Source organism: Streptomyces sp. XD-27 (assembly GCF_030553055.1).
GTDB lineage: Bacteria > Actinomycetota > Actinomycetes > Streptomycetales > Streptomycetaceae > Streptomyces.
In genome coordinates, this window is record NZ_CP130713.1 from 2778644 (window position 1) to 2805603 (window position 26960).

Here is a 26960-nt window from a genome sequence, read left to right on the forward strand (position 1 = left end):
TGTCATGTGTGTACGTACTCCGCTTTGGGCCTGGTCAGGAATGAGTGCCGTCGTGGCTGTCGGGACCGCCGAGGCTGTCGAGGCTGTCGAGGTCGAGCGCCATGTCGATGAGGTGCTGGACGTCCATCGAGTCGATGGATTCGGCGCCGTCGCCGGGGCTCGTATCGAGGGTCGTACCGGGGGTTGTGCCGGAGGTTGTGCCGGGGGGCGCCGCCTCCGGGTCGGCCAGTCGGAGGAGTGACTCCAGCAGCCCGGCCTCCCGGATCCGGTTCATCGGGATGGCCGCCAGCGTCCGCCGCAGCGCGGCGTCCTGGGGATCCGTGTCCACGTCGACGAGGCCGCCGGTGTGGGCGCCCGTTCCGGCGCCGGCCGGGACCAGTCCGCGCAGCAGATGCTCGGCGAGCGCCTGCGGCGTCGGGTAGTCGAAGACGAGGCTCGCCGGGAGCCGCAGGCCGGTGGCCGCGCCGAGCCGGGTGCGCAGCTCGACCGCGGTCAGCGAGTCGAAGCCCAGCTCCCGGAAGGCGCGCCCGGCCTCGACGTCGTCGGCGGAGGCGTGGCCGAGGGCGGCCGACACATGGGTGCGGACCACCTCCAGCACGGCGTCCCGCCGGTCCGCCTCGCCGAGCCCGGCCAGCCGGTCGCGGAGCGTCGGCCCCGCTTCGGCCGCCGCCGGGTCCGCCGCCGGGTCCGCTGTGCCGCCGGTGCCGGTGCCGTGCAGGGCCGTACGCACCTGCGGCAGGTCGTCGATCAGCGGGCGGGGCCGGGCGGCGGTGAACGCCGGGGCGAACCGCCCCCAGTCGACGTCGACCACGGTCACGGCCGTCTCCCGGCGGGTCAGCGCCTGCTGGAAGGCGACCATGTTCAGCTCCGGCGCCATGGGCGGCAGACCGCGGCGGCTGAGCTGCTCCCCGGCGTCGCCTTCGGCGGCCATGCCGCCGTCGGCCCACGGGCCCCAGGCCACGGAGGTGGCGGTCAGGCCGCGGGCCCGGCGCCGCTCGGCCAGCGCGTCGAGGAACGCGTTGGCCGCCGCGTACGCGCCCTGGCCGCCGCTGCCCCACACCCCGGCGATGGAGGAGAAGAGCACGAAGGCGTCGAGGGGCGGGCGTTGGTCGTCCGGGACGCTCGCGGCGGCGGCCTCGGGCCCGTTCGCGGCCCCCGCCGCCGTACCGGCCGCGTCCCCGTCCCGGCCGCCGAAGATGGCGTCGAGGTGGATCGCCCCGGCGGTCTTGGCCGCCACGACGCGGGCGAAGTCCGGCAGTTCGGTGGCGGTGCCGGGGGCCTGGGAGACACCGGCCGCGTGCACCACGGCCCGTACCGGGGTGCCGTCCGCCGCCAGCTTGTCCACGAGGGTCTCCAGCGCGGTGCGGTCCGCCACGTCGCACGCCTCGACGGTCACGGCGGCGCCGGACGCGGAGAGTTCCGCGACGAGCTCGGCCGTGCCCGGGGCGTCGGGGCCCCGGCGGCTGAGCAGGACCAGCCGCTCCGCTCCGTTACGGGCCAGCCAGCGGGCGACATGCCGCCCCAGCGCGCCGGTGCCGCCCGTGACCAGGACGGTGCCGCGCGGCGTCCATGCCTGCGCGGGCTCTGTGGAAGGCGGGGCGGCGGGCTGCGCCAGGCGCCGTACGAAGAGTCCGGCGGCGCGGATCGCCACCTGGTCCTCCGCGTCTCCGGCGCCGGCCGCGGCCCCGGATCCGAGGCCGGGGCCGGATCCGAGACCGGGGCCGGAGCCGATGCCGGCACGGCCTCCGCCTCCGCCGCCTGCGAGTACGCCCGCCAGCCGGTCCAGCGCACGTTCGTCCAACGTCTGCGGGAGATCGATCAGTCCGCCCAGCGTTCGGGCCGGTCCAGCGCGACGACCCGGCCCAGGCCCCAGATCTGGGCCTGGGAGACGCTCTCCAGCCGGTCGGCGCCGCCGACGGCGACCGCGCCCTGCGTGACGCACCACAGGCGCGCGTCCGACGCCTCGCCGCGTACGCGTACCTCGTCCAGCGCCTCGGCCAACGCGGCGGTCAGCGCCAGGCCGACCGGCACCGCCGGGTGCTCCGGGTGCGGCCGCTCGTCCAGCGCGAGCAGCGACAGCACACCGGCGACGGGGCCACTCGCCGACGCAGCGGCGAGCCGCGCGCCGATCGTCGCCGGACGCGTGTCGTCCGCGTCCAGCTCGACCCGGGCCACCCGCGCGCCGCGCCCGGCCAGGTCGTCGATGACGGCGCCGACCCGGGCGTCGTCCGCGTGGCTCGCGGGGACGACCGCCAGCCATGTCCCGGACGGGTTACGGGACGCCGACGCGCCCCGCGCCCCCGGCCGCGGCTTCCACACCACGTGGTAGCGGCACGCGTCCGCGGCGGACAGCTCCTGCTGCCTGCGCCGCCACGACGACAGGGCGGGCAGCACCGCGCTCAGCGGCTCGTCGCCTTCGACCAGCAACTCGGCGGTGAGGGAGGCCAGGTCCTCACGCTCCACGGCCTCCCAGAAGCGGGCGTCGACCGCGCTGACGCTGCCGTCGGCGGACGCAGCGGCCCCGGCTCCGGCTCCGGCTCCGGCTCCGGTGTCCGCGTCGGGCCAGTAACGCCGGTGCTGGAAGGGATACGTGGGCAGGTCGACCCGCCGCGCACCGGCCCCGGCGAAGAACGCGGCCCAGTCCACACCCGCACTCCGGACATGGACCTGGGCGAGGGCGGCGGTGACGGTCTCGGCGTCGGGACGGCCACCGCGCAGTACGGGGACGAAGGCCGCGCCGTCGCCGGTGACGCACTCCTGCGCCATCGCGGACAGGACACCATCCGGGCCGAGCTCGACATACGTGGTGACGCCCTGCGCTTCGAGCGTGCGGACGCCATCAAGGAAACGGACCGCCTCGCGGACATGCCGCACCCAGAAATCGGCGGTCGCGATCTCCTCGGCGGCCACCACGCCACCGGTCAGAGCCGACACGATCGGAATGCGCGGCGCCTCGTACGACAGGCCCTCCGCGACCTCCCGGAACGCCTCCACCATCCCGTCCATACGCGGCGAATGGAACGCGTGGCTCACGGTCAGCCGCTTCGTCTTACGGCCCTGGGCCTCGAAGCGCGCCGCGATCTCCAGCGCCACGTCCTCGTCACCGGCGATGACGACGGAGGTGGGCCCGTTGACGGCGGCGATGCTCACCCGGTCAGTGAGCACCGGCAGGACCTCGTCCTCCGACGCCTGGAGCGCGATCATCGCGCCACCGGCCGGGAGTTCCTGCATCAGCCGACCGCGCGCGGCCACCAGCGTGCAGGCATCTTCCAAAGACAACACACCCGCCACATGCGCAGCCGCCAACTCACCGATCGAATGACCCGACAGGAAATCGGCCCGCAGACCCCACGCCTCCACCAGACGGAACAACGCCACCTCAACCGCGAACAACGCAGGCTGCGTGTACACCGTCTGATCCAACAGCCCGGCATCCTCCCCGAACAGCACACCACTCAACGGCCGCTCAACATGCCCATCCAGCTCCGCACACACCGCATCCAGCGCCTCCGCGAACACCGGATACGCCTCGTACAACTCACGGCCCATCCCCAGCCGCTGGCTCCCCTGCCCCGTGAACAGGAACGCGGTGCGGCCCTCGGCTGGCGCGCCCTGGGTCACGTGCGGCGTCGGCTCTCCTGCCGCCAGCGCCGTGAGGCCCCGCAGCAGACCGTCCCGGTCCCCCGCGGCCACGACGGCGCGGTGGTCGAGAACAGCGCGACCGGTGGCCAACGCGTATGCCACATCGGCGAGTTCGAGGGCCGGGTCCGCCGCCAGGTGCGCACGCAGCCGCTCCGCCTGCGCGCGCAGCGCCTCCGTACCCTTCGCGGACAGCACGTACGGGAGCACCGGTGGCGGCGGTGAGACGGCCTCGGCGGACGGCAGCCGCGGTTCCTCCGCTGCCGGAGCCTCCTCGATGATCGCGTGGGAGTTGGTGCCGCTGTAGCCGAACGAGGAGATGCCCGCGCGGCGCGGCTGTCCGGTCTCCGGCCACGGACGGGCCTCGGTCAGCAGCTCGATCTCGCCCGCCGACCAGTCCACGTGCGGGGTCGGCTCGGTGACGTGCAGCGTCCGCGGCAGCATGCCATGCCGCATGGCCATCACCATCTTGATGATTCCGGCGACGCCCGCCACGGCCTGGGTGTGCCCGATGTTGGACTTGACCGAGCCGAGCCACAGCGGCCGTCCCTCGGGCCGGTCCTGGCCATACGTGGCGAGGAGCGCCTGCGCCTCGATCGGGTCGCCCAAGGACGTCCCCGTACCGTGTGCCTCCACGGCGTCCACCTCGGCGGCCGACAGACCGGCGTTCGCCAGTGCCTGCCGGATGACGCGCTGCTGCGCCGGGCCGTTGGGCGCGGTCAGGCCGTTGCTGGCGCCGTCCTGGTTGACGGCGGTGCCGCGGACGACGGCCAGCACCGGATGTCCGTTGCGCCGGGCGTCCGACAGCCGCTCCACCAGCAGGACGCCGACGCCCTCGGACCAGATGGTGCCGTCCGCGTCTCCGGAGAACGCCTTGATCCGGCCGTCGGCGGCCAGTCCGCGCTGACGGCTGAACTCGGTGAAGGCGCCCGGGGTCGACATGACGGTGACACCGCCCGCCAGCGCCATCGTGCACTCGCCCTGCCGCAGCGCCTGGATCGCCAGGTGCAGGGCCACCACGGACGACGAGCACGCGGTGTCGACGGTGACCGCCGGGCCCTCCAGCCCGAACGTGTACGCCAGGCGGCCCGAGGCCACGCTCGCCGCGTTGCCGGTGCCCAGGTGGCCCTCAAGGCCCTGCGGTTCGTTGACCCACAGGGTCAGGTAGTCCTGGTCGTTGGAGCCGATGTACACCCCGGTCTTGCTGCCGCGCAGCGTCGCCGGGTCGATGCCCGCCCGCTCGAACGCCTCCCACGACGTCTCCAGCAGCAGCCGCTGCTGCGGATCCATGGCGAGGGCCTCGCGCGGCGAGACGCCGAAGAACGCCGCGTCGAAGTCGGCGACGTCGTGCAGGAAGCCGCCCTCGCGGATGGAGCTGCTGCCTTCGAGGTCCGGGTCGTCGCTGTAGAGGGTGGCGAGATCCCAGCCGCGGTCGACGGGGAACGCCGAGATGCCGTCCCCGCAGTCGGCCAGCAGCCGCCACAGGTCCTCCGGCGACCGTACGCCGCCCGGGAGGCGACAGCTCATGGCCACGATGGCGATGGGGTCGTCGGCCCGGTCGGCGGCGCCGGTCGCCCGCGCCCGCTCGGAGGCGGCGGCGCCGGTCGCCCACGCCCGGTCGGAGGCGGAGGCGGAGGCGGTCGACGTGTCCGTGTCGCCGAGGATCTCCGTTCGCAGATGGCCGGCCAGTGCGGCCGAGGTCGGGTAGTCGAAGACGAGGGTGGCGGGCAGCCGCAGTCCGGTGACGTCACGCAGGAGGTTGCGGAGTTCGACGGCGGTGAGCGAGTCGAAGCCCAGCTCCTTGAACGCCCGGCCTTCCTCGACCGCCTGCGGGCCCGCGTGGCCGAGCACCGCCGCGACCTGGGTGCGGACCAGGTCCAGCAGCAGCCGGTCCTGTTCGGCCGCGGTCAGCCCGGCGAGCCGCCGCGCCAGACCGGCGGCTCCCGCGGCCGTGGCGGGGTCGGTCGCGACCGTTCGCCGTACCGTCCCCCGGACCAGTCCGCGCAGCAGCGGCGAGACCGTCCCGGCCGCCGCCCGCGCCCGCAGGGCCGCGGTGTCGACGCGCAGCGGGGCGAGCGCCGGCTCTCCCCCAGCGCGGCCGCTGGGAGGTGCCCCCAGGGTGAGCGCCGTGTCGAGCAGCGCCAGGCCCTCCGCCGGGGACAGCGGCGGCAGGCCGGCCCGCCGCATGCGGCTGACGTCGGCCTCGTTCAGACCGCCGGCCATGCCGGACCCGGCCCACAGGCCCCACGCCAGCGCGGTCGCCGGCAGGCCACGGGCGGCGCGGTGGGCGGCCAGCGCGTCGAGGAACGCGTTGGCCGCCGCGTAGTTGCCCTGCCCGGGGCTGCCGAACACGCCCGAGGAGGACGAGAAGAGCACGAACGCGGACAGCTCCAGGTCCCGCGTCAGCTCGTGGAGGTGCCAGGCCGCGTCGACCTTGGGCCGCAGTACGCGGGTGACGCGCTCCGGCGTCAGCGAGCCGATGACGCCGTCGTCGAGGACGCCCGCGGTGTGGACGACGGCGGTGAGCGGGTGCGCGGCCGGCACGGCGGCCAGGGTCGCGGCCAGGGCGTCCCGGTCCGCCGCGTCGCAGGCCGCCCAGCGCACCTCGGCGCCGTACTCGGCCAGTTCGGCGGCCAGCGCGGCCGCGCCGGGGGCCTCGGCGCCGCGCCGGCTGACCAGCAGCAGGTGCCGCGCGCCGTGCTCGGTGACCAGGTGCCGGGCGACCAGTCCGCCCAGCGTGCCGCTCGCGCCGGTGATCAGCACCGTGCCGTCGGTGTCGAGCAAGGCCGCGGCGGGTGCGCGGTCCGCCGCCACGGGGACGCGGGCCAGCCGCGGCGTCCGTACGGCACCCGCGCGTACGACCAGTTGCTCCTCGCCCGTCGCGAGCGCGGCCGGGAGCGCCGCGCGCGACGCGGGCTCGCCGTCGAGATCCAGCAGGACGAGACGCTCCGGGTGCTCGGCCTGCGCCGAACGCAGCAGACCCCACACGGCGGCCTGCGCCAGGTCGGGTGCCGGATCAGGTGCCGGGTCGGATGCCGGGTCGGCCGGGGTCGCGGCGACCGCGCCCGAGGTCACCAGCACCAGCCGGGCGGCGCCGAACCGCTCGTCGGCCAGCCATGCCTGGGCCAGGCCCAGCGCCTCGACCGTGGCCTGCCGCACCGCGTCGGGGGTGTCGCCGCCGCCCTGCCGGCCGGGGGTGACGAGGACGTACTCGGGCACTGGTGCGCCCGCGTCCACGGCCTCGGCCAGCTCGGCCAGATCCGCGTACGCCGCCAGATCCGCGTACGGCGCCGCATCCGAGCCCGCACCCGCACCCGCACCCGCACCCGCACCCGAGCCCAAGTAGTCCGAGCCCGCGAGACCGAACACATCAGGCCCCAGAACCGCCCAACGGCCGCGCCGGGTCGCGTCGTCGGCCACCGCGGCGGGCTCGGTCCACTCCAGACGGAACAGCGACTCGTGGTATGCCGCTCCCGCGGCCCGGACCTGGTCCTCCGAGACGGGGCGCAGCACGAGCGACTCCACGGCGGCGACCGGCGCGCCGCCCGCGTCGGCGAGGTCCAGCCGCACGCCGTCCACGCCCGTCGGCGCCAGCCTGGCCCGAAGGGCCGGGGCACCGTCGGCGTACAGCGACACCCCGTTGAAGGCGAACGGCAGCCGCCCCTGGCCTTCGGTGCCGCCCAGGCCCCCGAGGCCCAGCGCGTGCAGCGCGGAGTCCAGGAGTGCCGGATGCAGCCCGAACTCCCGTGCGTCCGCAGTCGCGTCGGCCGGGAGCCGAACCTCTACGAAGACCTCGTCCCCGCGCCGCCAGGCGGCCGTGAGCCCCTGGAACACCGGGCCGTAGGCCATGCCGAGGGCGCCGAGTTCCGCGTACAGGTCGTCGACCGGGACCGGCCGCGCCCCGTTCGGCGGCCACTCGGCGAGCGAGAACGAGGGCCGCGGGGCGCCCGTGGCCAGCACGCCGGTGGCGTGCCGCGTCCACGACTCCTCTGCCGGGGCGTCGGCCGGGCAGGACAGCACGGTGAAGGAACGCCGTCCGTCGCCCTCCGGCGGCCCCACCGCGACCTGGAGCCGGACGGCACCGCGCTCGGACAGCACCAGCGGGGCCTCCAGGGCCAGTTCGTCCAGGTGGTCGCAGCCGACCTGGTCACCGGCGCGGATCGCCAGCTCCACGAAGGCCGTACCCGGCAGCAGCACCGACCCCATGACGGTGTGGTCGGCGAGCCACGGGTGGGTGTCGAGGCCGAGCCGCCCGGTGAGCAGGAAGCCGTCGGTGTCGGCGAGCGGGACGGCCGCGCCCAGCAGCGGGTGCCCGGCGGCTTCCAGACCCGCGGTGGCCACGTCGCCGGTCGGCGCACCGGGCTCCAGCCAGAACCGCTGGTGCTGGAAGGCGTACGTGGGCAGATCGACCGCCCGGACGTCCAGTCCCGCGAAGAACCGCTGCCAGTCCGGTGCCGCACCGCGCACGTGCGCGTGCGCGAGGGCGGTGGTCAGCGTCTCGGCTTCGGGGCGGCCGGGGCGGAGGACGGGTGCGAAGGCGGCGTCCTCGCCGGTGACGCACTCCTGCGCCATCGCGGACAGCACGCCGTCCGGGCCGAGTTCGACGTACGTGGTGACGCCCTGCGCTTCCAGCGTCCGCACGCCGTCGAGGAAACGGACGGCCTCGCGGGCGTGCCGCACCCAGAAGCCGGCGGTGGCGATCTCCTCGGCGGAGACCGGCTCGCCGGTCACGTTCGACACGATCGGGATGCGCGGGGCCTCATACGACAGCCTCTCGGCCACCGCGCGGAACGCGTCCACCATGCCGTCCATTCGGGGCGAGTGGAACGCGTGGCTGACGGTCAGCCGCTTCGTCTTGCGGCCGTCGGACTCGAAGCGCGCCGCGATCTCCAGCGCCACGTCCTCGTCACCGGCGATGACGACCGACGTCGGGCCGTTGAGGGCGGCGATGCTCACCCGGTCCGTGAGCAGCGGCAGGATCTCGTCCTCGGCGGCCTGGATCGCGATCATCGCGCCACCGGCAGGCAGCTCCTGCATCAGACGACCGCGAGCGGCCACCAGCGTGCAGGCGTCCGCCAGGGACAGCACCCCGGCGACATGCGCGGCGGCCAGCTCACCGATCGAGTGCCCGGACAGGAAGTCCGGCGTCAGACCCCATGACTCCAGCAGCCGGAACAGCGCCACCTCGACCGCGAACAACGCGGGCTGCGTGTACACCGTCTGATCCAGCAGTCCGGCATCGTCCCCGAACAGCACGTCGCGCAACGGCCGTTCGAGATGCCCGTCCAGCTCCGCGCACACCGCGTCCAGCGCCGCCGCGAACACCGGATACGCCTCGTACAGCTCACGCCCCATCCCCAGCCGCTGACTCCCCTGCCCCGTGAACAGGAAGGCGAGTTTCCCGGTCGCCGGGGAGCCCAGCACCAGGCCCCGCGCCGCCGTCTCTCCCGCCGCCAGCGCGGCGAGCCCCCGCAGCAGGCTCTCCCGGTCCCCGGCGGTCAGCACCGCGCGCGCTTCGAAGGCCGCGCGGCCGGTGGCCAAGGAGTAGGCGACATCGGCGAGTTCCCTGCCGGGGTCCGCCGTCATGTGCGCGTGCAGTCGCTCCGCCTGTGCCCGCAGCGCCTCCGTGCCCCTCGCCGACAGCACGTACGGCAGCACCGGCGGCAGCGGCGGGGCGGCCTCGGCGGACGGCTGCGGCGGCTCCTCCGTCGCGGGGGCCTGTTCGAGGATGGTGTGGGCGTTGGTGCCGCTGACGCCGAAGGCGGAGATGCCGACGCGGCGCGGCTGGCCGGTCTCCGGCCACGGCCGGGCCTCGGTGAGCAGCGACACCTCGCCCGCCGTCCAGTCGACGTTCGGGGTGGGCTCGTCCACGTGCAGGGTCTTGGGCAGGACGCCGTGGCGCATGGCCATGACCATCTTGATGACGCCCGCGACGCCGGCGGCGGCCTGCGTGTGGCCGAGGTTGGACTTCAGCGAGCCGAGCCACAGCGGCTGCCCGGCCGGACGCTCCTGGCCGTAGGTGGCCAGCAGCGCCTGGGCCTCGATCGGGTCGCCCAGGGTCGTGCCCGTACCGTGCGCCTCCACGACGTCGACCTCGGCGGCGGACAGCCGGGCGTTCTCCAGGGCCTGGCGGATGACGCGCTGCTGCGACGGGCCGTTCGGCGCGGTCAGGCCGTTGCTGGCGCCGTCCTGGTTGACGGCCGAGCCGCGGACGACGGCCAGCACCTGGTGGCCGTTGCGGCGCGCGTCCGAGAGCCGCTCCACGAGCAGCACGCCGACGCCCTCGCTCCACCCCGTGCCGTCGGCGGCGGCCGCGAAGGACTTGCAGCGGCCGTCGGGGGCGAGCCCGCGCTGGCGGCTGAACTCCACGAAGACGTCGGGGTTGGGCATGACGGTGACGCCGCCGACGAGCGCGAGCGAGCACTCGCGCCGGCGCAGGGCCTGGGCGGCCCAGTGCAGGGCGACCAGGGACGAGGAGCAGGCGGTGTCGATGGTGGCCGCCGGGCCTTCGAGGCCCAGGGTGTAGGCGATCCGGCCGGACAGGACGCTGGTGGCGCCGCCGGTGAGGAGGAGCCCCTCCAGTCCTTCGGGCGCGCCGTGGAGGTCGTTGCCGTAGCCCATGGCGGCGGCGCCGACGAAGACGCCGGTACGGCTGCCGTGGACGGCGGCCGGGTCGATGCCGGCCCGTTCGAAGACCTCCCAGGAGGTCTCCAGCAGCAGCCGCTGCTGCGGGTCCATGGCGAGGGCCTCGCGCGGCGAGATGCCGAAGAACGCCGGGTCGAAGTCGGCGGCGCCGTCGAGGAATCCGCCGCCGCTGTTGTAGAACGTGCCCTTGCGGTCGGGGTCCGGGTCGGCCAGCGCGGCGATGTTCCAGCCGCGGTCGGCCGGGAATCCGGAAATGGCGTCGCCGCCGCCGTCCACGAGCCGCCACAGGTCCTCGGGGACCGCACGCCACCGGGGAAGCGGCAGCTCATCGCGACGATCGCGATCGGCTCCTGCGCCTCCGCCTCCACCTCGGTCAGGCGGCGGCGGGTCCGGCGCAGCTCCGTGGTCATCCACTTCAGGTTGTCGAGAAGCTTCGCTTCGTTCGCGCTGGTCACTTCAGGACCTTCCGAATTCATTGCTGATGATGTCGAAGATGTCCTCGGCCGAGGCGGCTTCGAGGTCGCTCTCGTCGTCGCCGCCTGCGGCCTCGGCGGCACGCGCCTCGTCTTCGGCGGCTCGCCATGTGCGCAGCAGCGCTTCGAGCCGGGCGGTGACCTTCGCGCGTTCCGCGGTGTCGGCTGGGGCGTTCGCGAGGGCGAACTCGAGCTTGTCGATCTCGGCGAGTGCCGGGAGTTCCGGCGCCGTCGCCCCGCCCGTGAGGTCGGCGCGCAGGTGGGCGGCGAGCGCGGCGGGCGTGGGGTAGTCGAAGACGAGGGTGGCGGGGAGCCGCCGTCCGGTGGCCGTGCCGAGCCGGTTGCGGAGTTCGACGGCGGTGAGGGAGTCGAAGCCCAGTTCCTTGAAGGCGCGGCCCGGCTCGACGGCCGTGGTGTCGTCGTGTCCGAGGACGGCGGCGACGTGCGCGGTGACCAGGTCCAGGAGGAGGCGGTCGGCTTCTTCGCCGGTCAGCCCCGTCAGCCGCTCCTCCAGGGACGCCGCGGCGACGCCGTCGGCCTGCTCTGCGGGTTCGGCCGCCAGGGCACCGCGTACCTCGGGCAGGTCGGCGATGAGCGGGCGCGGGCGGGCGGCGGTGAAGGCGGGTACGAAGCGCTCCCAGTCGACGTCGGCGACGGTCAGGGTCGTCTCGTCGCGGTCCAGGGCCTGCTGGAGGGCGGCGATCGCCTGCCGCGGTGCCATGACCGGCAGGCCGCGGCGGCGCAGCTGCTCGGCGGCTTCGTCGTCGGCGACGAGTCCGCCGTCCGCCCACGGGCCCCAGGCCACGGAGGTGGCGGTCAGGCCGCGGGCCCGGCGCTGCTCCGCGAGCGCGTCGAGGTGCGCGTTGGCCGCCGCGTACGCGCCCTGGCCGCCGCTGCCCCACACTCCGGCGATGGAGGAGAACAGCACGAACGCGTCCAGCTCGGTGTCGCCGAGCAGGGCGTCCAGGTGGGCGGCGCCCGCGACCTTGGCGGCCACGACGTCGGCGACCTCGGCCGGTCCGGTCTCGGCGAGCGGCGCGAACTGCCCGGCGCCCGCGGTGTGGACGACGGCGGTGAGCGGGTGCGGGTGCGGATGCCCGGTGGCCTCGGGGCCGATCCGGTCCAGCAGTGCGGCCACGGCGTCCCGGTCGGTGACGTCGCACGCGGCGACGGTGACCTGGGCTCCGAGCGCGGTGAGTTCGGCCGTCAGCTCCGGCGCGCCGGGAGCCTGGTCGCCTCGGCGGCTGGCCAGCACCAGGTGCTGGGCACCGCCCGCCGCCAGCCAGCGCGCGACGTGCGCACCCAGCGCACCGGTGCCGCCGGTGACCAGGACGGTGCCACGCGGCGCCCACCGGCCGTCGCCCCCGGCCGACGCCGGGGCGGACTCGGCACGAGCGATACGGCGGGCCAGGACGCCGGCGGCACGGATCGCGAGCTGGTCCTCGGCGCCGTCGCTGGGGGCAGCGGGTCCGACGGGCGAGCCGGGGCCGGCGGGTCCGGCGGGTACGCCGGAACCAGCGGGTTCGGCGGGCACGCCGGGCACGCCAGGACCAGCGGGTTCGGCGGGTACGCCGGGACCAGCGGATTCGGCGGGGCAGCCATACTCGACGGGGCCACCGCCTCCGCCCGGCACGCCAGGACCAGCGGGTCCGACGGGCACGCCGGAACCAGCGGATTCGGCGGGGCAGCCATACTCGACGGGGCCACCGCCTCCGCCCGGCACGCCAGGACCAGCGGGTCCGACGGGCACGCCGGAACCAGCGGATTCGGCGGGGCAGCCATACTCGACGGGGCCACCGCCTCCGCCGGGCACGCCAGGCACGCCAGGACCAGCGGGTCCGGCGGGGCGGCCGGACTCGCCAGGTCGGCCGGACCCGCCAGGTCGGCTGGGCTCTCCCGATCCACCGCGTCCGGCGGGCACGCCGGATCCACCGGGCGCGCCGAGTCCGCCGGGCGCGCGGAGTCCGCCGAGGACGGCGGCCAGCCGGTCGGCCGCCCGCTCGTCGAGCGTGGCGGGCAGGTCGACCAACCCGCCCCAGCGCTCGGGGTGTTCGAGGGAGACGACCCGGCCGAGCCCCCATACCTGCGCCTGCGCGGCACTGCCCGGCCGCTCCGACGCGGCGGTGGACACCGCGCCCTCCGTGACGCACCACAGCGGGGCGGTCAGGTCCGCGTCGCCGAGGGCCTGCACGAGGGCGCCGGTGAGCAGCAGCCCGGCGGGCACCGCGGGGTACGCGGGATGCGGCCGCTCGTCCAGGGCGAGGAAGGACAGCACACCACGGACGGGGCCGCTGGCGGAGCCATTCACGGGGTGGCCGTCGGCGCCGCGCGCGGAGCCGTTCGCGCTACCACCCGCGCGGTGGCTCTCGCCGCCGCCCACCGGGCGGTCCTCGGCGCCGCGCGCGGAGCCACCGACGCGGTCGCCATCGGCACCGTACGCAGGGCCGCCCACGGGGCCACCCGCGCGGTAGCCGTCAGCGCCAACCACACTGGCGTCCCCGCGCGCGGCGCCGAAGGCGCCCCCGCGGCAGCCGCCCGCAGCCGGGCGGCGAGCGCCTCTCGGTCGAGGCCGAGAGCGCCCTCGGCCGGTTCGACGAGACGGATGTCGGCGCCCCGCGCCGACAGCGCGTCCAGGGCCTGGCGTACGCGGGTGTCGTCCGCGTACCCGGCGGGTACGACGGCCGCCCACGTGCCGGTGACGTCCGCGGACCGCGGCTCCTCCAGCGGCTTCCAGGTGACGCGGTAGCGCCAGCCGTCGACGGCGGTCCGCTCGCGCTGCGCGCGGCGCCATGCGGCCAGGACGGGCAGCAGGGCGCTGACCGGCTGGTCCGCGTCGATCGCCAGGGCGCCGGTGAACGCGGCCAGGTCGTCGCTCTCGACGGCCTCCCAGAACCGTGCGTCGACCGGGTCCTGGGCGGTGGCCGTCGCGTCCCGGGTCTGCCGGGCGGCGGCTTCGAGCCAGTAGCGGCGGCGCTGGAACGCGTACGTCGGCAGGTCCACGCGCCGCGCGCCGGTCCCGGCGTGCAGCGCCGCCCAGTCCACGGCGAGGCCCCGGGTGTGCAGCCGGGCGAGGGCGGCGGTCAGCGCCTCGGTCTCGGGCCGCCCGGCACGCAGTACGGGGACGAAGTCGGCGCCCTCGCCGGTGACGTGGCCCGGCAGGCCCTCGCCGGTGGCGTGGCCCGACATGCCCTCGCCGGTTGCGTGGCCCGGCATGCCCTCGCCGGTTGCGTGGCCCGGCATGCCCTCGCCGGTTACGCGCTCCTGCATGCCTCCGCCGGTGGCACCCTCCCGCGTGCCCCCGCCGGTGGTCAGGCACTCCTGCGCCATCGCGGACAGCACGCCGTCCGGGCCCAGTTCGACGTACGTGGTGACGCCCTGGGCCTCCAGTGCCCGCACGCCGTCCAGGAAGCGCACGGCCTCGCGGACGTGCCGTACCCAGTAGTCGGCCTGGCTCATCTCGTCGGTGACCGGCCGCCCGGTGACGGTGGAGACGAGCGGGATCCGCGGCTCGTGGTAGGTGAGGCTCTCGGCGACCTTGCGGAAGTCGCCCAGCATCGGGTCCATGCGCGGGGAGTGGAACGCGTGGCTGACGGTCAGCCGCTTGGTCTTGCGGCCGCGCAGCGTGAACGTGGCGGCGATGTCGAAGGCCGCGTTCTCGTCGCCCGCGATGACGACCGACGTCGGGCCGTTGACGGCGGCGATGCCGACGCGGTCGGTGAGCCGCGGCAGGACCTCCTCCTCGGTCGCCTGGAGCGCGATCATCACGCCACCGGCGGGCAGTTCCTGCATCAGGCGGCCGCGGGCGGCGACCAGCGTGCAGGCGTCGGCCAGGGACAGCACCCCGGCGACGTGCGCGGCGGCCAGCTCGCCGATGGAGTGGCCCGCCAGCAGGTCGGCCCGCAGCCCGGCGGCCTCGGCCAGCCGGTACAGCGCGACCTCGACCGCGAACAGCGCGGGCTGGGTGTACGCCGTCTGGTCGAGCAGCGCGGCGTCCTCGCCGAACAGCACCTCGTACAGCGGGCGGCCGAGGTGCCGGTCCAGTTCGGCCGCCACCGCGTCCAGCTCCCGGGCGAACACCGCGCTCGACTCGTACAGTTCACGGCCCATGCCGAGCCGCTGGCTGCCCTGCCCGGTGAACAGGAACGCCGTCCGGCCCTCGGCGGGCACACCCTCGATCACGTGGGCCGCGGGCTCTCCGCCCGCCAGGGCGGCCAGGCCCGCCAGCAGCCGGTCGCGGCCGGTGCCGACGACGACCGCGCGGCGCTCCAGCGCGGTACGGGTGGTGGCGAGCGAGTACGCCACGTCCAGCGGGTCCAGGCCCGGTTCGGCGGCCAGCCGCTCCCGCAGCCGCTCGGCCTGGGCCCGCAGCGCGCCCTCGGTCCTGCCGGACAGCGGCCAGGCGAGGACGTCGGAACGGAGCAGGGGGAGCGCGGGCGCGGCTCCGTCCGCTGCGGGCTCGGCGCCGTCCGCTGCGGGAGCGGGCTCCGGGGCCTGCTCCAGCACGGTGTGGGCGTTGGTGCCGCTGAAGCCGAACGCGGAGACGCCGGCCCGGCGCGGGCGGCCGGTCTCCGGCCACTCCCGCGCCTCCGTCAGCAACTCGACGTCACCCGCCGACCAGTCGACGTGCGGCGTGGGCGTGTCGATGTGGAGGGACGGCGGCAGCACGCCGTGCCGCATGGCCAGCACCATCTTGATCACGCCCGCGACACCGGCGGCGGCCTGGGTGTGGCCGATGTTGGACTTGATGGAACCGAGCAGTAGCGGCCGGTCCGCCGGGCGGTCCTGACCGTAGGTCGCCAGCAGCGCCTGCGCCTCGATCGGGTCACCCAACGTCGTACCCGTACCATGCGCCTCCACCGCGTCCACGTCCGTGGCTGAGAGCCCGGCGCCCGCCAAGGCCTGGCGGATGACTCGCTGCTGGGCGGGCCCGTTGGGGGCGGTCAGACCGTTGCTCGCACCGTCCTGGTTGATCGCGGAGCCCCGCACGACCGCCAGCACCGGGTGGCCGTTGCGCCGGGCATCGGACAGCCGCTCGACGAGCAGCATGCCCACGCCCTCACCCCAGCCCGTGCCGTCGGCCGCCTCGGCGAACGCCTTGCAGCGCCCGTCGGGGGCCAGCCCGCGCTGGCGGCTGAACTCGATGTACGCGCCCGGGCTGGACATCACCGTCACGCCGCCCGCGAGCGCCAGCGTGCAGTCGCCCTGCCGCAGCGCCTGCACCGCCATGTGCAGGGCCACCAGCGACGAGGAGCACGCCGTGTCGACGGTGATCGCGGGCCCCTCCAACCCGAACGTGTACGACAACCGGCCGGAGACGACGCTGGCCGCGTTGCCCGTGCCCAGGTAGCCCTCGACGCCCTCGGGAAGGTCGCGCAGCGCGGCGTCGTAGTCCTGCCCGTTGGTGCCGACGAAGACCCCGGCGGAGGTACCGCGCAGGGTGGCCGGGTCGATGCCCGCCCGCTCGATGGCCTCCCACGACGTCTCCAGCAGCAGCCGCTGCTGCGGGTCCATGGCGAGCGCCTCACGCGGCGAGATCCCGAAGAAGGCGGCGTCGAACTGGCCCGCGTCGTAGAGGAACCCGCCCTCGCGGGCGTAGAACGTGCCCTGCTTGTCCGGGTCCGGGTCGTACAGCGCGTCCAGGTCCCAGCCGCGGTCCGCCGGGAACTGCGCGATCGCGTCCCCGCCCGCGGTGAGCAGTTGCCACAGCTCCTCGGGGGTACGGACCCCGCCGGGGAAGCGGCAGCTCATCGCGACGATCGCGACCGGGTCGTCCGCTGGGGCAGTCGGGACGCGGGCGGGGACGGGGACGGGGGCGGCGGAGCCGGAAGCAGCCGCCGCCCGCTCGCCGAGGAGTTCGGTCCGCAGATAGCCCGCCAGCTCCGCCGCGGTCGGGTAGTCGAAGACCAGGGTCGCGGGCAGGGTGACGCCGCTGGCGGCGCCGAGCCGGTTGCGCAGTTCGACGGCGGTGAGGGAGTCGAAGCCCAGCTCCTTGAACGCCCGCTCGGCGCCCACCGCCGCCGAGCCGTCGTGCCCGAGGACGGCGGCCACATGGGTACGGACCAGATCCAGCAGAGCGCGGTCCTGCTCGGCCTCGGACAGCCCGGCCAGGCGCTCGGGCAGCGAGGAACCGGATGCGGCACCGGTCGTCTGTACGGTGCCGCTCTCCAGCGCCGCACGGGCCTCCGGGAGGTCGGCGAGCAACCGGCCCTGCCGTACGGCGGTGAAGTCGGGCGCGAACCGTGCCCAGTCGACGTCCGCGACCGTGACGGCCGTGTCGTCCAGGTCCAGCGCCCGCTGGAGCGCGCCCAACGCGAGCCCGGCGTCCATCGGCGGCAACCCGGCACGCCGCATCCGCTGCTCAAGCACCTCGTCCGCGGCCATGCCGCCCTCGGCCCACGGACCCCAGGCGACCGACGTCGCCGGAAGCCCATCCGCCCGGCGCCGCTCGGCGAGCGCGTCCAGGAACGCGTTCGCCGCCGCGTAGTTGGCCTGCCCGGCCGCGCCGACCGTGCCGCTGATCGAGGAGAAGAGCACGAACGCGGACAGGTCGAGGCCCAGCTCACGCGTCAGCGCGTCCAGGTTGGCCGCGGCCTCGGCCTTCGCCCGCAGCACGGTGTCGAACCGCTCAGGCGTGAGCGCGTCCAACACACCGTCGTCCAGCACACCGGCCACATGGAAGACCGCCGTCAACGGCGCCTCGGCGGGCAGCCCGGCCAGCACTGCGGCCAGAGCCTCCCGGTCGGCCGCGTCACACGCCGCCACCGTCACCCGGGCACCCGAGGCGGCCAGCTCCTCGCACAACTCCGCCGCACCCGGCGCCTCAAGACCACGGCGGCTCGTCAGCACCACATGCTCAGCCCCGTTACGGACCAGCCAGCGGGCCACCTGCGCACCCAGCGCACCCGTACCACCCGTGACCAGCACGGACCCGGGACCCGGACGCCAGACGCGCCCATCGGCCGACGGCACCGAAGCCCGCGACAGACGCCGCCCGAAGACACCGGAGGAGCGGACCGCGACCTGGTCCTCACCACCACCCGCCAGCACACCAGCCAGCCGGGACAGCGCCCGGTCGTCCACCACCTCGGGAAGGTCCACCAGACCACCCCAACGCTCGGGCAGTTCGAGGGCGGCGACCCGGCCCAGACCCCACACCCGCGCCTGCACCGGATCCACCGCCGTGTCGGAGCGACCCACCGACACCGCACCCCGCGTGGCCACCCACAACGGCGCGCTGATCCCGGCATCACCCAACGCCTGCGTCAGCGCCACCGTACGCGGCAGCCCTGCCGCCCCCGCGACGGACAGCAGCGAAAACACACCCGCCACAGCACCATCCGCACCGTCCGCGACAGCCACCGTACGCAGCAGCCCGGCCACATCCGCACGGTCCTCGGCCCCGACCTCGACCCGCACCACCTCGACACCCCGCGCGGACAGCACCCGCTCCACGCCCCCGTACCACTCCTCAGCGGCTCCGTCAGCGGGCACGACAACCAGCCAGCGCCCGGACAGCACCCCCACAGACCGATCACCCACCGGCCTCCACGTCACGCGGTAGCGCCAACCGTCGACAGTGGCGCGCTCGCGCTGCTGCCGCCGCCACGACGACAGCGCCGGAAGCAGCGCCTCGGCGGCGCCCAGCACCCCGCCGCCGTCTCCGTCGCCATCACCGTCACCGTCACCGCCGCCGAGCTCCAGCGTGGCCGCGAGCGAGGCGAGATCCTGGCGCTCCACGGCCTCCCAGAAGCGGGCGTCGACCGCGTCCACCGCCACGGCGGCGGAGGTCCGCGCGGCGGCGGCCGGGAGTTCCAGCCAGTACCGCTGCCTCTGGAAGGCATACGTCGGCAACTCGACGCGGCGCGCACCAGCCCCGGCGAAGTACCGCGCCCAGTCCAGCTCGATCCCGCGCACGTGCACGGCGGCCAGCGCTGCCGTCAGGGTCTCGGCCTCGGGGCGGCCCGCGCGCAGGGCGGCGACGAAGTCCGCGCCGCCGTCGGTCAGGCACTCCTGGCCCAGCGCGGAGAGCACGCCGTCCGGGCCGAGCTCCACGAACGTCCTGACGCCCTTGGCCGCCAGCGCCCGTATGCCGTCGACGAAGCGGACGGCTTCGCGGACGTGCCGCACCCAGAAATCGGGGGAGGCGATCTCCTCGGCGGAGACCAGCTCACCCGTCAGGTTCGACACGATCGGGATACGCGGCGCCTCGTACGACAGCCCCTCCGCGACCTCCCGGAACGCGTCCACCATCCCGTCCATACGGGGCGAGTGGAACGCGTGGCTGACGGCCAGCCGCTTCGTCTTACGGCCCTCGGCCTCGAAGCGCGTCGCGATCTCCAGCGCCACGTCCTCGTCACCGGCGATCACGACCGACGTCGGGCCGTTGATCGCCGCGACACTCACCCGGTCCGAGAGCAGCGGCAGGATCTCCTCCTCGGACGCCTGGAGCGCGATCATCGCGCCACCGGCCGGGAGTTCCTGCATCAGCCGACCGCGCGCGGCCACCAGCGTGCAGGCGTCTTCCAGAGACAGCACGCCCGCCACATGCGCGGCCGCCAGCTCACCGATCGAGTGCCCGGACAGCACATCCGGCGTCAGGCCCCAGGCCTCGACCAGCCGGAACAGCGCCACCTCGACCGCGAACAGCGCGGGCTGCGTGTACGCCGTCTGGTCCAGCAGCTCCGCGTCGTCCCCGAACAGCACGCCACGCAGCGGCCGCTCAAGGTGGGCGTCCAACTCCGCGCACACCGCGTCCAGCGCCTCTGCGAAGACGGGGTACGCCGCGTACAGCTCACGGCCCATCCCCAGCCGCTGGCTGCCCTGCCCCGTGAACAGGAACGCCATCTTGCCGCCGGTCACCGAGCCCCGCACGAGGCCGGTCGCCGCCGCCTCACCCGCCGCGAGCGCCGCAAGGCCGCGCAGCAGGTCGTCCCGGTCCCGGCCCACCAGCACGGCGCGGTTGTCGAAGGCCGCGCGGCCGACGGCCAGGGAGTAGCCGACGTCGATCGGGGCAGTGTCCGGTTCGGCGGTCAGGTGGTCGCGGAGCCGGCGGGCCTGGTCGCGCAGCGCGTCCTGGCCCACCGCCGACAGCGGCCAGGCAAGCACCGGGGGCCGCGCCGTCGCGGACCGCTCCGGCTCCGCCGCCTCGGCAGCGGGCGCCTGCTCGATGATGGTGTGCGCGTTGGTGCCGCTGATGCCGAACGAGGACACACCGGCCCGGCGCGGACGACCGCCGGTCTCCGGCCACTCCCGCGCCTCCGTCAGTAGCGACACAGCGCCGTCCGACCAGTCCACGTTCGGCGACGGCTCGTCCACGTGCAGCGTCCGCGGGAGCACGCCGTACCGCATCGCCATCACCATCTTGATGACGCCCGCGACACCGGCCGCGGCCTGCGTGTGCCCGATGTTCGACTTGATGGAGCCCAGCCACAGCGGCTGGTCGGCGGTCTTCTCCTTGCCGTACGTGGCCAGCAGCGCCTGCGCCTCGATCGGGTCACCCAGCGTGGTCCCCGTACCGTGCGCCTCCACCACGTCCACGTCGGCCGCCGACAGCCCGCCGACGGCCAGCGCCTGGCGGATGACGCGCTGCTGGGCCGGGCCGTTGGGCGCGGTCAGGCCGTTGCTCGCGCCGTCCTGGTTGACGGCGGAGCCGCGGACGACCGCCAGGACCGGATGGCCGTTGCGGCGGGCGTCGGAGAGCCGCTCCACGAGCAGCATGCCCGCGCCCTCGGACCAGCCGGTGCCGTCGGCGGCGGCCGCGAACGACTTGCAGCGGCCGTCGGTGGACAGGCCCCGCTGGCGGCTGAAGTCGATGAACGTCTCGGGTGTCGCCATGACCGCCACACCTCCGGCGAGCGCCAGCGTGCACTCGCCGTTGCGCAGCGCCTGGATCGCCCAGTGCAGCGCGACCAGCGACGACGAGCAGGCCGTGTCGACGGTGACGGCCGGGCCCTCCAGGCCGAAGGTGTACGCGACCCGGCCGGAGGCGATGCTGCCCGCGTTGCCGGTGCCGATGTAGCCCTCGACTCCGTGGGGGATGTCGCCGAGGCCGGTGACGTAGTCGTGGTACATCACACCGGCGAACACGCCGGTCCTGCTACCGCGCAGCGTCGCCGGGTCGATGCCCGCCCGCTCGAACGCCTCCCACGACGTCTCCAGCAGCAGCCGCTGCTGCGGGTCCATCGCGAGGGCCTCGCGCGGCGAGATCCCGAAGAACGCGGGGTCGAAGTCGGCGGCGTCGTGCAGGAATCCGCCTTCCCGGGTGTAGCTGGTGCCGGGGTGGTCGGGATCCGGGTGGTACAGGGCGTCCAAGTCCCAGCCGCGGTCGGCGGGGAATCCGGAGATGCCGTCGCCGCCGCCGGCGACGAGCCGCCACAGCTCCTCGGGGTACGGACCCCACCGGGGAAGCGGCAGCTCATGCCGACGATCACGATCGGGTCGTCGCCGGGCGCGGTGGAGGTACTCGGTACGGCGGCGGTCGCCGCGGTCGCCGCGGCCTCCTCGGCACCGACCAGTTCGTCGCGCAGGTGGGCGGCCAGGGCGGCGGGGCTCGGGTAGTCGAAGACGAGCGTGGCCGGAAGTCGCAGCCCGGTGACCGCCTTGAGGTCGTTGCGCAGCTCGACCGCCGTGAGCGAGTCGAAGCCCAGCTCCTTGAAGGCCCGGCCCGCCTCGACGGCCTCCGGCCCGGCGTAGCCGAGCACGGCGGCGACCCGCCCGCACACCAACTCCAGGAGCGCACCGTCCCGTTCGGCGGGGGCGAGGGCGGCGAGCCGCTGGGCGAGCGAGGACCCGTCGGCGGCGCCGGGAGCGGTGGCCGCCCGCCGGACGGGGGCGCGGACCAGCCCGCGGAGCAGCGCGGGGACGGTGCCGGTCGCCGCGGCCTCGGCGCGCAGTCCGGCGTAGTCCAGCCGCATGGGGAACAGCACGGCGCCGCCGTGGGCGGCATCGCCGGCGTCGGCGGTGTCCGCAGCGTCAGTGGTGTCCCCGGAGTCAGCGGTGTCGGTGGTGTCCCCGGGCTCCGCGGCGTACGTGGAGTGCGTGCCGTACGAGGCGGCGTACGCGGCGTACTCGGCGTACACGGCGTCGAAGAGCGCCAGCCCCTCCTCCGACGCCATCGGCGCGACACCGCCGCGCGAGATGCGCCGCAGGTCGACGTCGTCCAGGTGGCCGGTCATGCCGCTGGCCTCGGCCCACAGGCCCCACGCCAGCGCGGTCGCCGGGAGCCCCTGGGCGGTCCGCCGCTGGGCCAGGGCCTCGAGGAAGGCGTTGGCGGCCGCGTAGCTGGCCTGGCCCGGCGCGCCGAACGCGGCGGCGGCGCCGGAGAACAGCACGAACGCGGACAGGTCGCTGTCCTGGGTGAGTTCGTGGAGGTTCAGCGCGGCGTCGACCTTGGGGCGCAGGACGTGCGCCACCCGTTCCGGCGTCAGCGACCCGATCACGCCGTCGTCCAGCACGCCGGCGGTGTGCACCACGGCGGTCAGCGGGTGCGCGGCCGGCACGTCGGCGAGGACGTCGGCGAGCGCCGCCCGGTCGGCCACGTCGCAGGCGGCCCAGGTCACGGCCGCGCCCGCCGTCGCGAGCTCGGCCCCGAGCTCCTCGGCGCCGTCGGCGTCGGCGCCCCGGCGGCTCACCAGCAGCAGGTGCCGGGCGCCGTAGGCGGAGACCAGATGGCGGGCGAAGAGCCGGCCGAGGGTTCCGGTGGCGCCGGTGACCAGCACCGTGCCGCACGGGTCGATCGACGGCACGGCACCGCTGCGGCCCGCGGCGCGCTGGCCGGTGCCGGAGTGCGTGCCGGAGCCGGGGCCGGGACCCGTGCCGGAGCCGGAGTCCGTACCGGTGCCGGGGCTCGCGCCCGTGCCCGTGCCCGTGCCACCGCCGGTGGCAGGGGCCGACCCAGTGCCAGAGCCCGTCCTGGGCCCGGTGCTGCCGCCGACTACGCCGACGCCGGGACCGGTCGGGGCGACGGGCACCCGTACCAGCCGCGGCGCGAGCACCACCCCGTCGCGCAGCGCCAGCTCCGGTTCTCCCCCGGCGTGTCCGGCACCCGCCCCCAGGGCGAGCGCGGCGGGCACCGCCTCGTACGTCGGCCGTTCGCCGTCCAGGTCGAGCAGCAGCAGCCGCCCGGGGTTCTCCGACTGCGCGGAACGGAACAGGCCGCGGGCGGCGGCCTGCGGCAGGTCCGCCACGCCCGCCCCGGGCGCCGTCTCCACCGCGTCCCGCGTCACCAGCACCAGGCGAGACTCGGCGAACCGCTCGTCGACCAGCCAGGACTGGAGCAGCTCCAGCGTCCGCAGGGTGGCGGCGTGCGCCTCGGCGGCGGTGGCGGCTTCGCCACCCGCGCCACCCGCGCCACCCGCACCGCCCGCCACGTCGACGAGCACGGTGTGCGGGACGGGCGCGCCCGCGTCGACCGCCGTACGCAGTACCGCCAGGTCGCGGTACGCGTCGATCCGTACGCCCGCCCCGAACGCCTCCGCGAACCCCGCCTCGTACGCGGAGAGTTCGGCGGCTCCGGCGCCCAGGACCGCCCAGTTCCCCGGGGCGGCGGCCGGGCCCGTGCCGGTGGCGGGCACCGGCACGGCCGTCCAGTCCAGCCGGAACAGGGACTCGTGGAGCCCGCCGCGCGCGGCCCGCACCTGGTCGGCCGAAGCCGCGCGCAGCGCCACGGAGTCGACCGTGGCGACCGCCCGGCCGGTGCCGTCGGCGACCAGCAGCGACACGGTGTGCTCCGCCTGCTCGGTCAGCCGGACCCGCAGGGTGGCGGCACCGGCCGCCAGCAGCCGTACCCCGTGCCACGCGAACGGCAGCAACGCGCCATCGGCGAGGGCGGCTCGGCGGTCCGGGCTATCGAGCCCGATGACGTGCAGACAGGCGTCCAGCAGGGCGGGGTGCAGCCCGAACCGGGCCGCCTCCGCGTCCGCCGCCTGCCCGTGCTCGGCGGACAGCGCGCCCTCGGGGAGGGCGACCTCGGCGTACAGGTCGGCCCCGAGCCGCCAGGCGCCCTTGAGGCCCTGGAAGACCGGACCGTAGCCCAGGCCCGCCTCGGCCAGCTCGGCGTAGAGCCCGTCGACCGGGATCCGCGTGGCGCCCTGCGGCGGCCATACGGCGAGGTCGCCGGGGGCGCCGCCGTCCGTGGCCGCGGCGGTCGCGAGCACACCGGTGGCATGCCGCGTCCACGGCTCGGTCGGCGGCGCGTCCTGCCGGCGCGAGTGGAGGCTGAACGTGCGGCGGCCGTCCGAGTCGGGCCCGTCCAGGGCCAGTTGGATCTGCACCCCGGTCCGCTCCGGCAGCACCAGCGGCGCCTCCAGCGTCAGCTCGTCGACCAGCTCGCAGCCGACCTGGGCGCCGGCGTGCAGCGCGAGTTCGACATAGGCCGTGCCGGGCAGCAGCACGGTGTCCATGACGGCGTGGTCGGCGAGCCACGGGTGCGTACGGGTCGCCAGCAGCCCGGTGAACAGGAAGCCGTCGGCGTCCGCGAGGGCCACCGCGGCGCCCAGCAGGGGGTGGTCGGCGCCGCCCAGGCCGACCGAGGCCGGGTCGCCCGCGGCCAGTGCGGCGGCGCTGGGCCAGTACCGCCGGTGCTGGAAGGCGTAGGTGGGCAGCCCGGCCGGGTCGACGCGGCCCGCACCGGTGACCGCGTAGTACGCCGCCCAGTCCGGGGACAGGCCGCGGACGTGCAGCCGGGCGATGGCGCCGGTCAGGGTCTCGGCCTCCGGCCTGCCCTTGCGCAGCGCCGGGGCGAACGCGGCGTCCTCGCCGGTGGCGCAGTCCTGGGCGGCGGCGGTGAGGACGCCGTCGGGGCCGAGTTCGAGGTAGGTGGTGACGCCGTGGGCTTCGAGGGTCCGTACGCCGTCGAGGAAGCGGACGGCCTCCCGAACGTGCCGGACCCAGAAGTCGGGCGTCGTGATCTCGTCGGCGGAGACCACATCACCGGTCAGGTTCGACACGATCGGGATGCTCGGAGCCTCGTACGTCAGGCCCTCCGCGACCTGGCGGAAGGCCGCGAGCATCGGGTCCATGTGCGGCGAGTGGAACGCGTGGCTGACAGCCAGCCGCTTCGTCTTACGACCGTCGGCCTCGAACCGCGCCGCGATCGCCAGCGCCACGTCTTCGTCACCGGCGAGGACGACGGAGGTCGGGCCGTTGAGGGCGGCGATACTCACGCGGTCGGTGAGCAGAGGCAGTACCTCGTCCTCGGCGGCCTGGAGGGCGATCATCGCGCCACCGGCGGGCAGTTGCTGCATCAGGCGCCCGCGCGCGGCAACCAGCGTGCAGGCGTCCTCGAGCGAGAGCACCCCGGCGGCATGCGCGGCGGTCAGCTCGCCGATCGAGTGCCCGGACAGGAAGTCCGGCGTCAGGCCCCACGCCTCGACCAAGCGGAACAGCGCCACCTCTACCGCGAACAACGCGGGCTGCGTGTACGCCGTCTGGTCCAGCAGCGCGGCGTCCTCGCCGAACAGCACGTCCTTGAGGGGCAGGTCCAGCAGCCGGTCGAAGTACGCGCACGCCGCGTCCAGCGCGTCGGCGAAGACCGGGTACGTCTCGTACAGTTCGCGGCCCATGCCGAGCCGCTGGCTGCCCTGCCCGGTGAACAGGAACGCCAGCTTGCCCTCGGTGGCCGTGCCCTCGGTCAGACCCGCCGTCGCCCTCCCGTCAGCCAGCGCCGCCAGCGCCCGCAACAGGCCGTCCCGGCCGTCCGCGGTCAGCACCGCGCGCCGCTCCAGGGCGGCCCGGCCGGTGGCGAGGGAGTGCGCGAGGCCCAGCGGATCCAGCTCCGGCCGCGCCTCGACGTAGGCGCGCAGCCGCGCGGCCTGCTCCGCCAGCGCCTCGGCGGATTTGGCGGACAGGACGTACGGAAGGGCGGCGGGCGCCCGGTGGGTACGGGTCGGCGTCGCCGGGGCCTCGACAGCGGGGGCCTGCTCGATGATGGTGTGGGCGTTGGTGCCGCTGATGCCGAAGGCCGACACGGCGGCCCGGCGCGGACGGTCGCCGGTCTCCGGCCACTCCCGCGCCTCCGTCAGCAGCGCGATCTCCCCCGCCGACCAGTCCACATGCGGCGACGGCTCATCCACGTGCAGCGTCCGCGGCAGCACACCGTGCTCCAACGCCAACACCATCTTCATCACACCGGCGACACCTGCGGCGGCCTGGGTGTGCCCGATGTTCGACTTGATGGAGCCGAGCAGCAGCGGCCGGTCTTCCGAGCGGTCCTGGCCGTAGGTCGCCAGCAGGGCCTGGGCCTCGATCGGATCACCCAGCTTCGTGCCGGTTCCGTGCGCCTCCACCGCGTCCACGTCGGCCGCCGACAGCCCGGCGCCCGCCAGCGCCTGGCGGATGACCCGCTGCTGGGACGGCCCGTTGGGGGCGGTCAGGCCGTTGCTCGCGCCGTCCTGGTTGACGGCGGAGCCGCGTATCAGGGCCAGTACCGGGTGGCCGTGGCGGCGGGCGTCGGACAGCCGCTCCACGAGCAGCATGCCCACGCCCTCACCCCAGCCGGTGCCGTCGGCGGCGGCCGCGAACGCCTTGATGCGACCGTCGGCGGCGAGGCCGCGCTGGCGGCTGAAGTCGATGAAGTTCTCGGGGGTGGACATGACCGTGACGCCGCCCGCGAGGGCCAGCGTGCACTCGCCGTTCCGCAGCGCCTGCACCGCCATGTGCAGGGCCACCAGCGACGACGAGCACGCCGTGTCCACCGTCACCGCCGGGCCCTCCAGCCCGAACGTGTACGAGACACGACCCGACACGACGCTGGCCGCGTTGCCCGTACCCAAGTGCCCCTCAAGGCCCTCGGGCGCCTTCATCACCAGGGACAGGTAGTCCTGACCGTTGGTGCCGACGAACACGCCGGCCTGGCTGCCGCGCAGGGTGGCGGGGTCGATGCCCGCCCGCTCGAACGCCTCCCACGACGTCTCCAACAGCAACCGCTGCTGCGGATCCATCGCGAGCGCCTCACGCGGCGAGATCCCGAAGAACCCCGCGTCGAAGTCGGCCACGTCGTACAGGAACCCGCCCTCACGCGTGTACGACGTCCCCTGCCGCTCCGGATCCGGGTCATACAACGCACCCAGATCCCAACCACGGTCGGACGGGAACCCCGCCACGGCATCCCCACCGGCCGACAGCAACTGCCAGAGCTCCTCGGGCGAACGCACCCCGCCCGGGAACCGGCAGCTCATCGCCACGATCGCGACCGGATCATCTCCC

The 26960-nt window shown here is 75.4% G+C and carries 2 protein-coding genes and 7 pseudogenes; all 9 read right to left on the reverse strand.

What is annotated here, in order from left to right; translation table 11 throughout:
• Window positions 1–34: 34 nt before the first annotated feature.
• Window positions 35–1801, reverse strand: coding sequence for a beta-ketoacyl reductase (locus tag Q3Y56_RS11760; protein WP_304461899.1), 1767 nt, complete (start codon window positions 1799–1801; stop codon window positions 35–37).
• Window positions 1802–1818: 17 nt separating this feature from the next.
• Window positions 1819–2463, reverse strand: coding sequence for a hypothetical protein (locus Q3Y56_RS11765; RefSeq protein WP_304465559.1), 645 nt, complete (start codon window positions 2461–2463; stop codon window positions 1819–1821).
• Between the two features lie 117 nt (window positions 2464–2580).
• Window positions 2581–22942: pseudogene (locus Q3Y56_RS11770) on the reverse strand (type I polyketide synthase); the annotation flags it as partial.
• A gap of 507 nt (window positions 22943–23449) precedes the next feature.
• Window positions 23450–24028, reverse strand: a pseudogene (locus tag Q3Y56_RS33455) (polyketide synthase dehydratase domain-containing protein); the annotation flags it as partial.
• Window positions 24020–24241: pseudogene (locus Q3Y56_RS33460) on the reverse strand (hypothetical protein); the annotation flags it as partial. The pseudogenes Q3Y56_RS33455 and Q3Y56_RS33460, both read right to left, overlap by 9 nt.
• Before the next feature lie 237 nt (window positions 24242–24478).
• Window positions 24479–25318 (reverse strand): annotated as a pseudogene (locus Q3Y56_RS33465) (acyltransferase domain-containing protein); the annotation flags it as partial.
• A gap of 228 nt (window positions 25319–25546) precedes the next feature.
• A pseudogene (locus Q3Y56_RS33470) lies at window positions 25547–25879 on the reverse strand (ketoacyl-synthetase C-terminal extension domain-containing protein); the annotation flags it as partial.
• 6 nt (window positions 25880–25885) lie between these two features.
• A pseudogene (locus Q3Y56_RS33475) lies at window positions 25886–26230 on the reverse strand (hypothetical protein); the annotation flags it as partial.
• A 30-nt stretch (window positions 26231–26260) separates the two neighbouring features.
• Window positions 26261–26932, reverse strand: a pseudogene (locus tag Q3Y56_RS33480) (beta-ketoacyl synthase N-terminal-like domain-containing protein); the annotation flags it as partial.
• Between the last annotated feature and the right edge of the window lie 28 nt (window positions 26933–26960).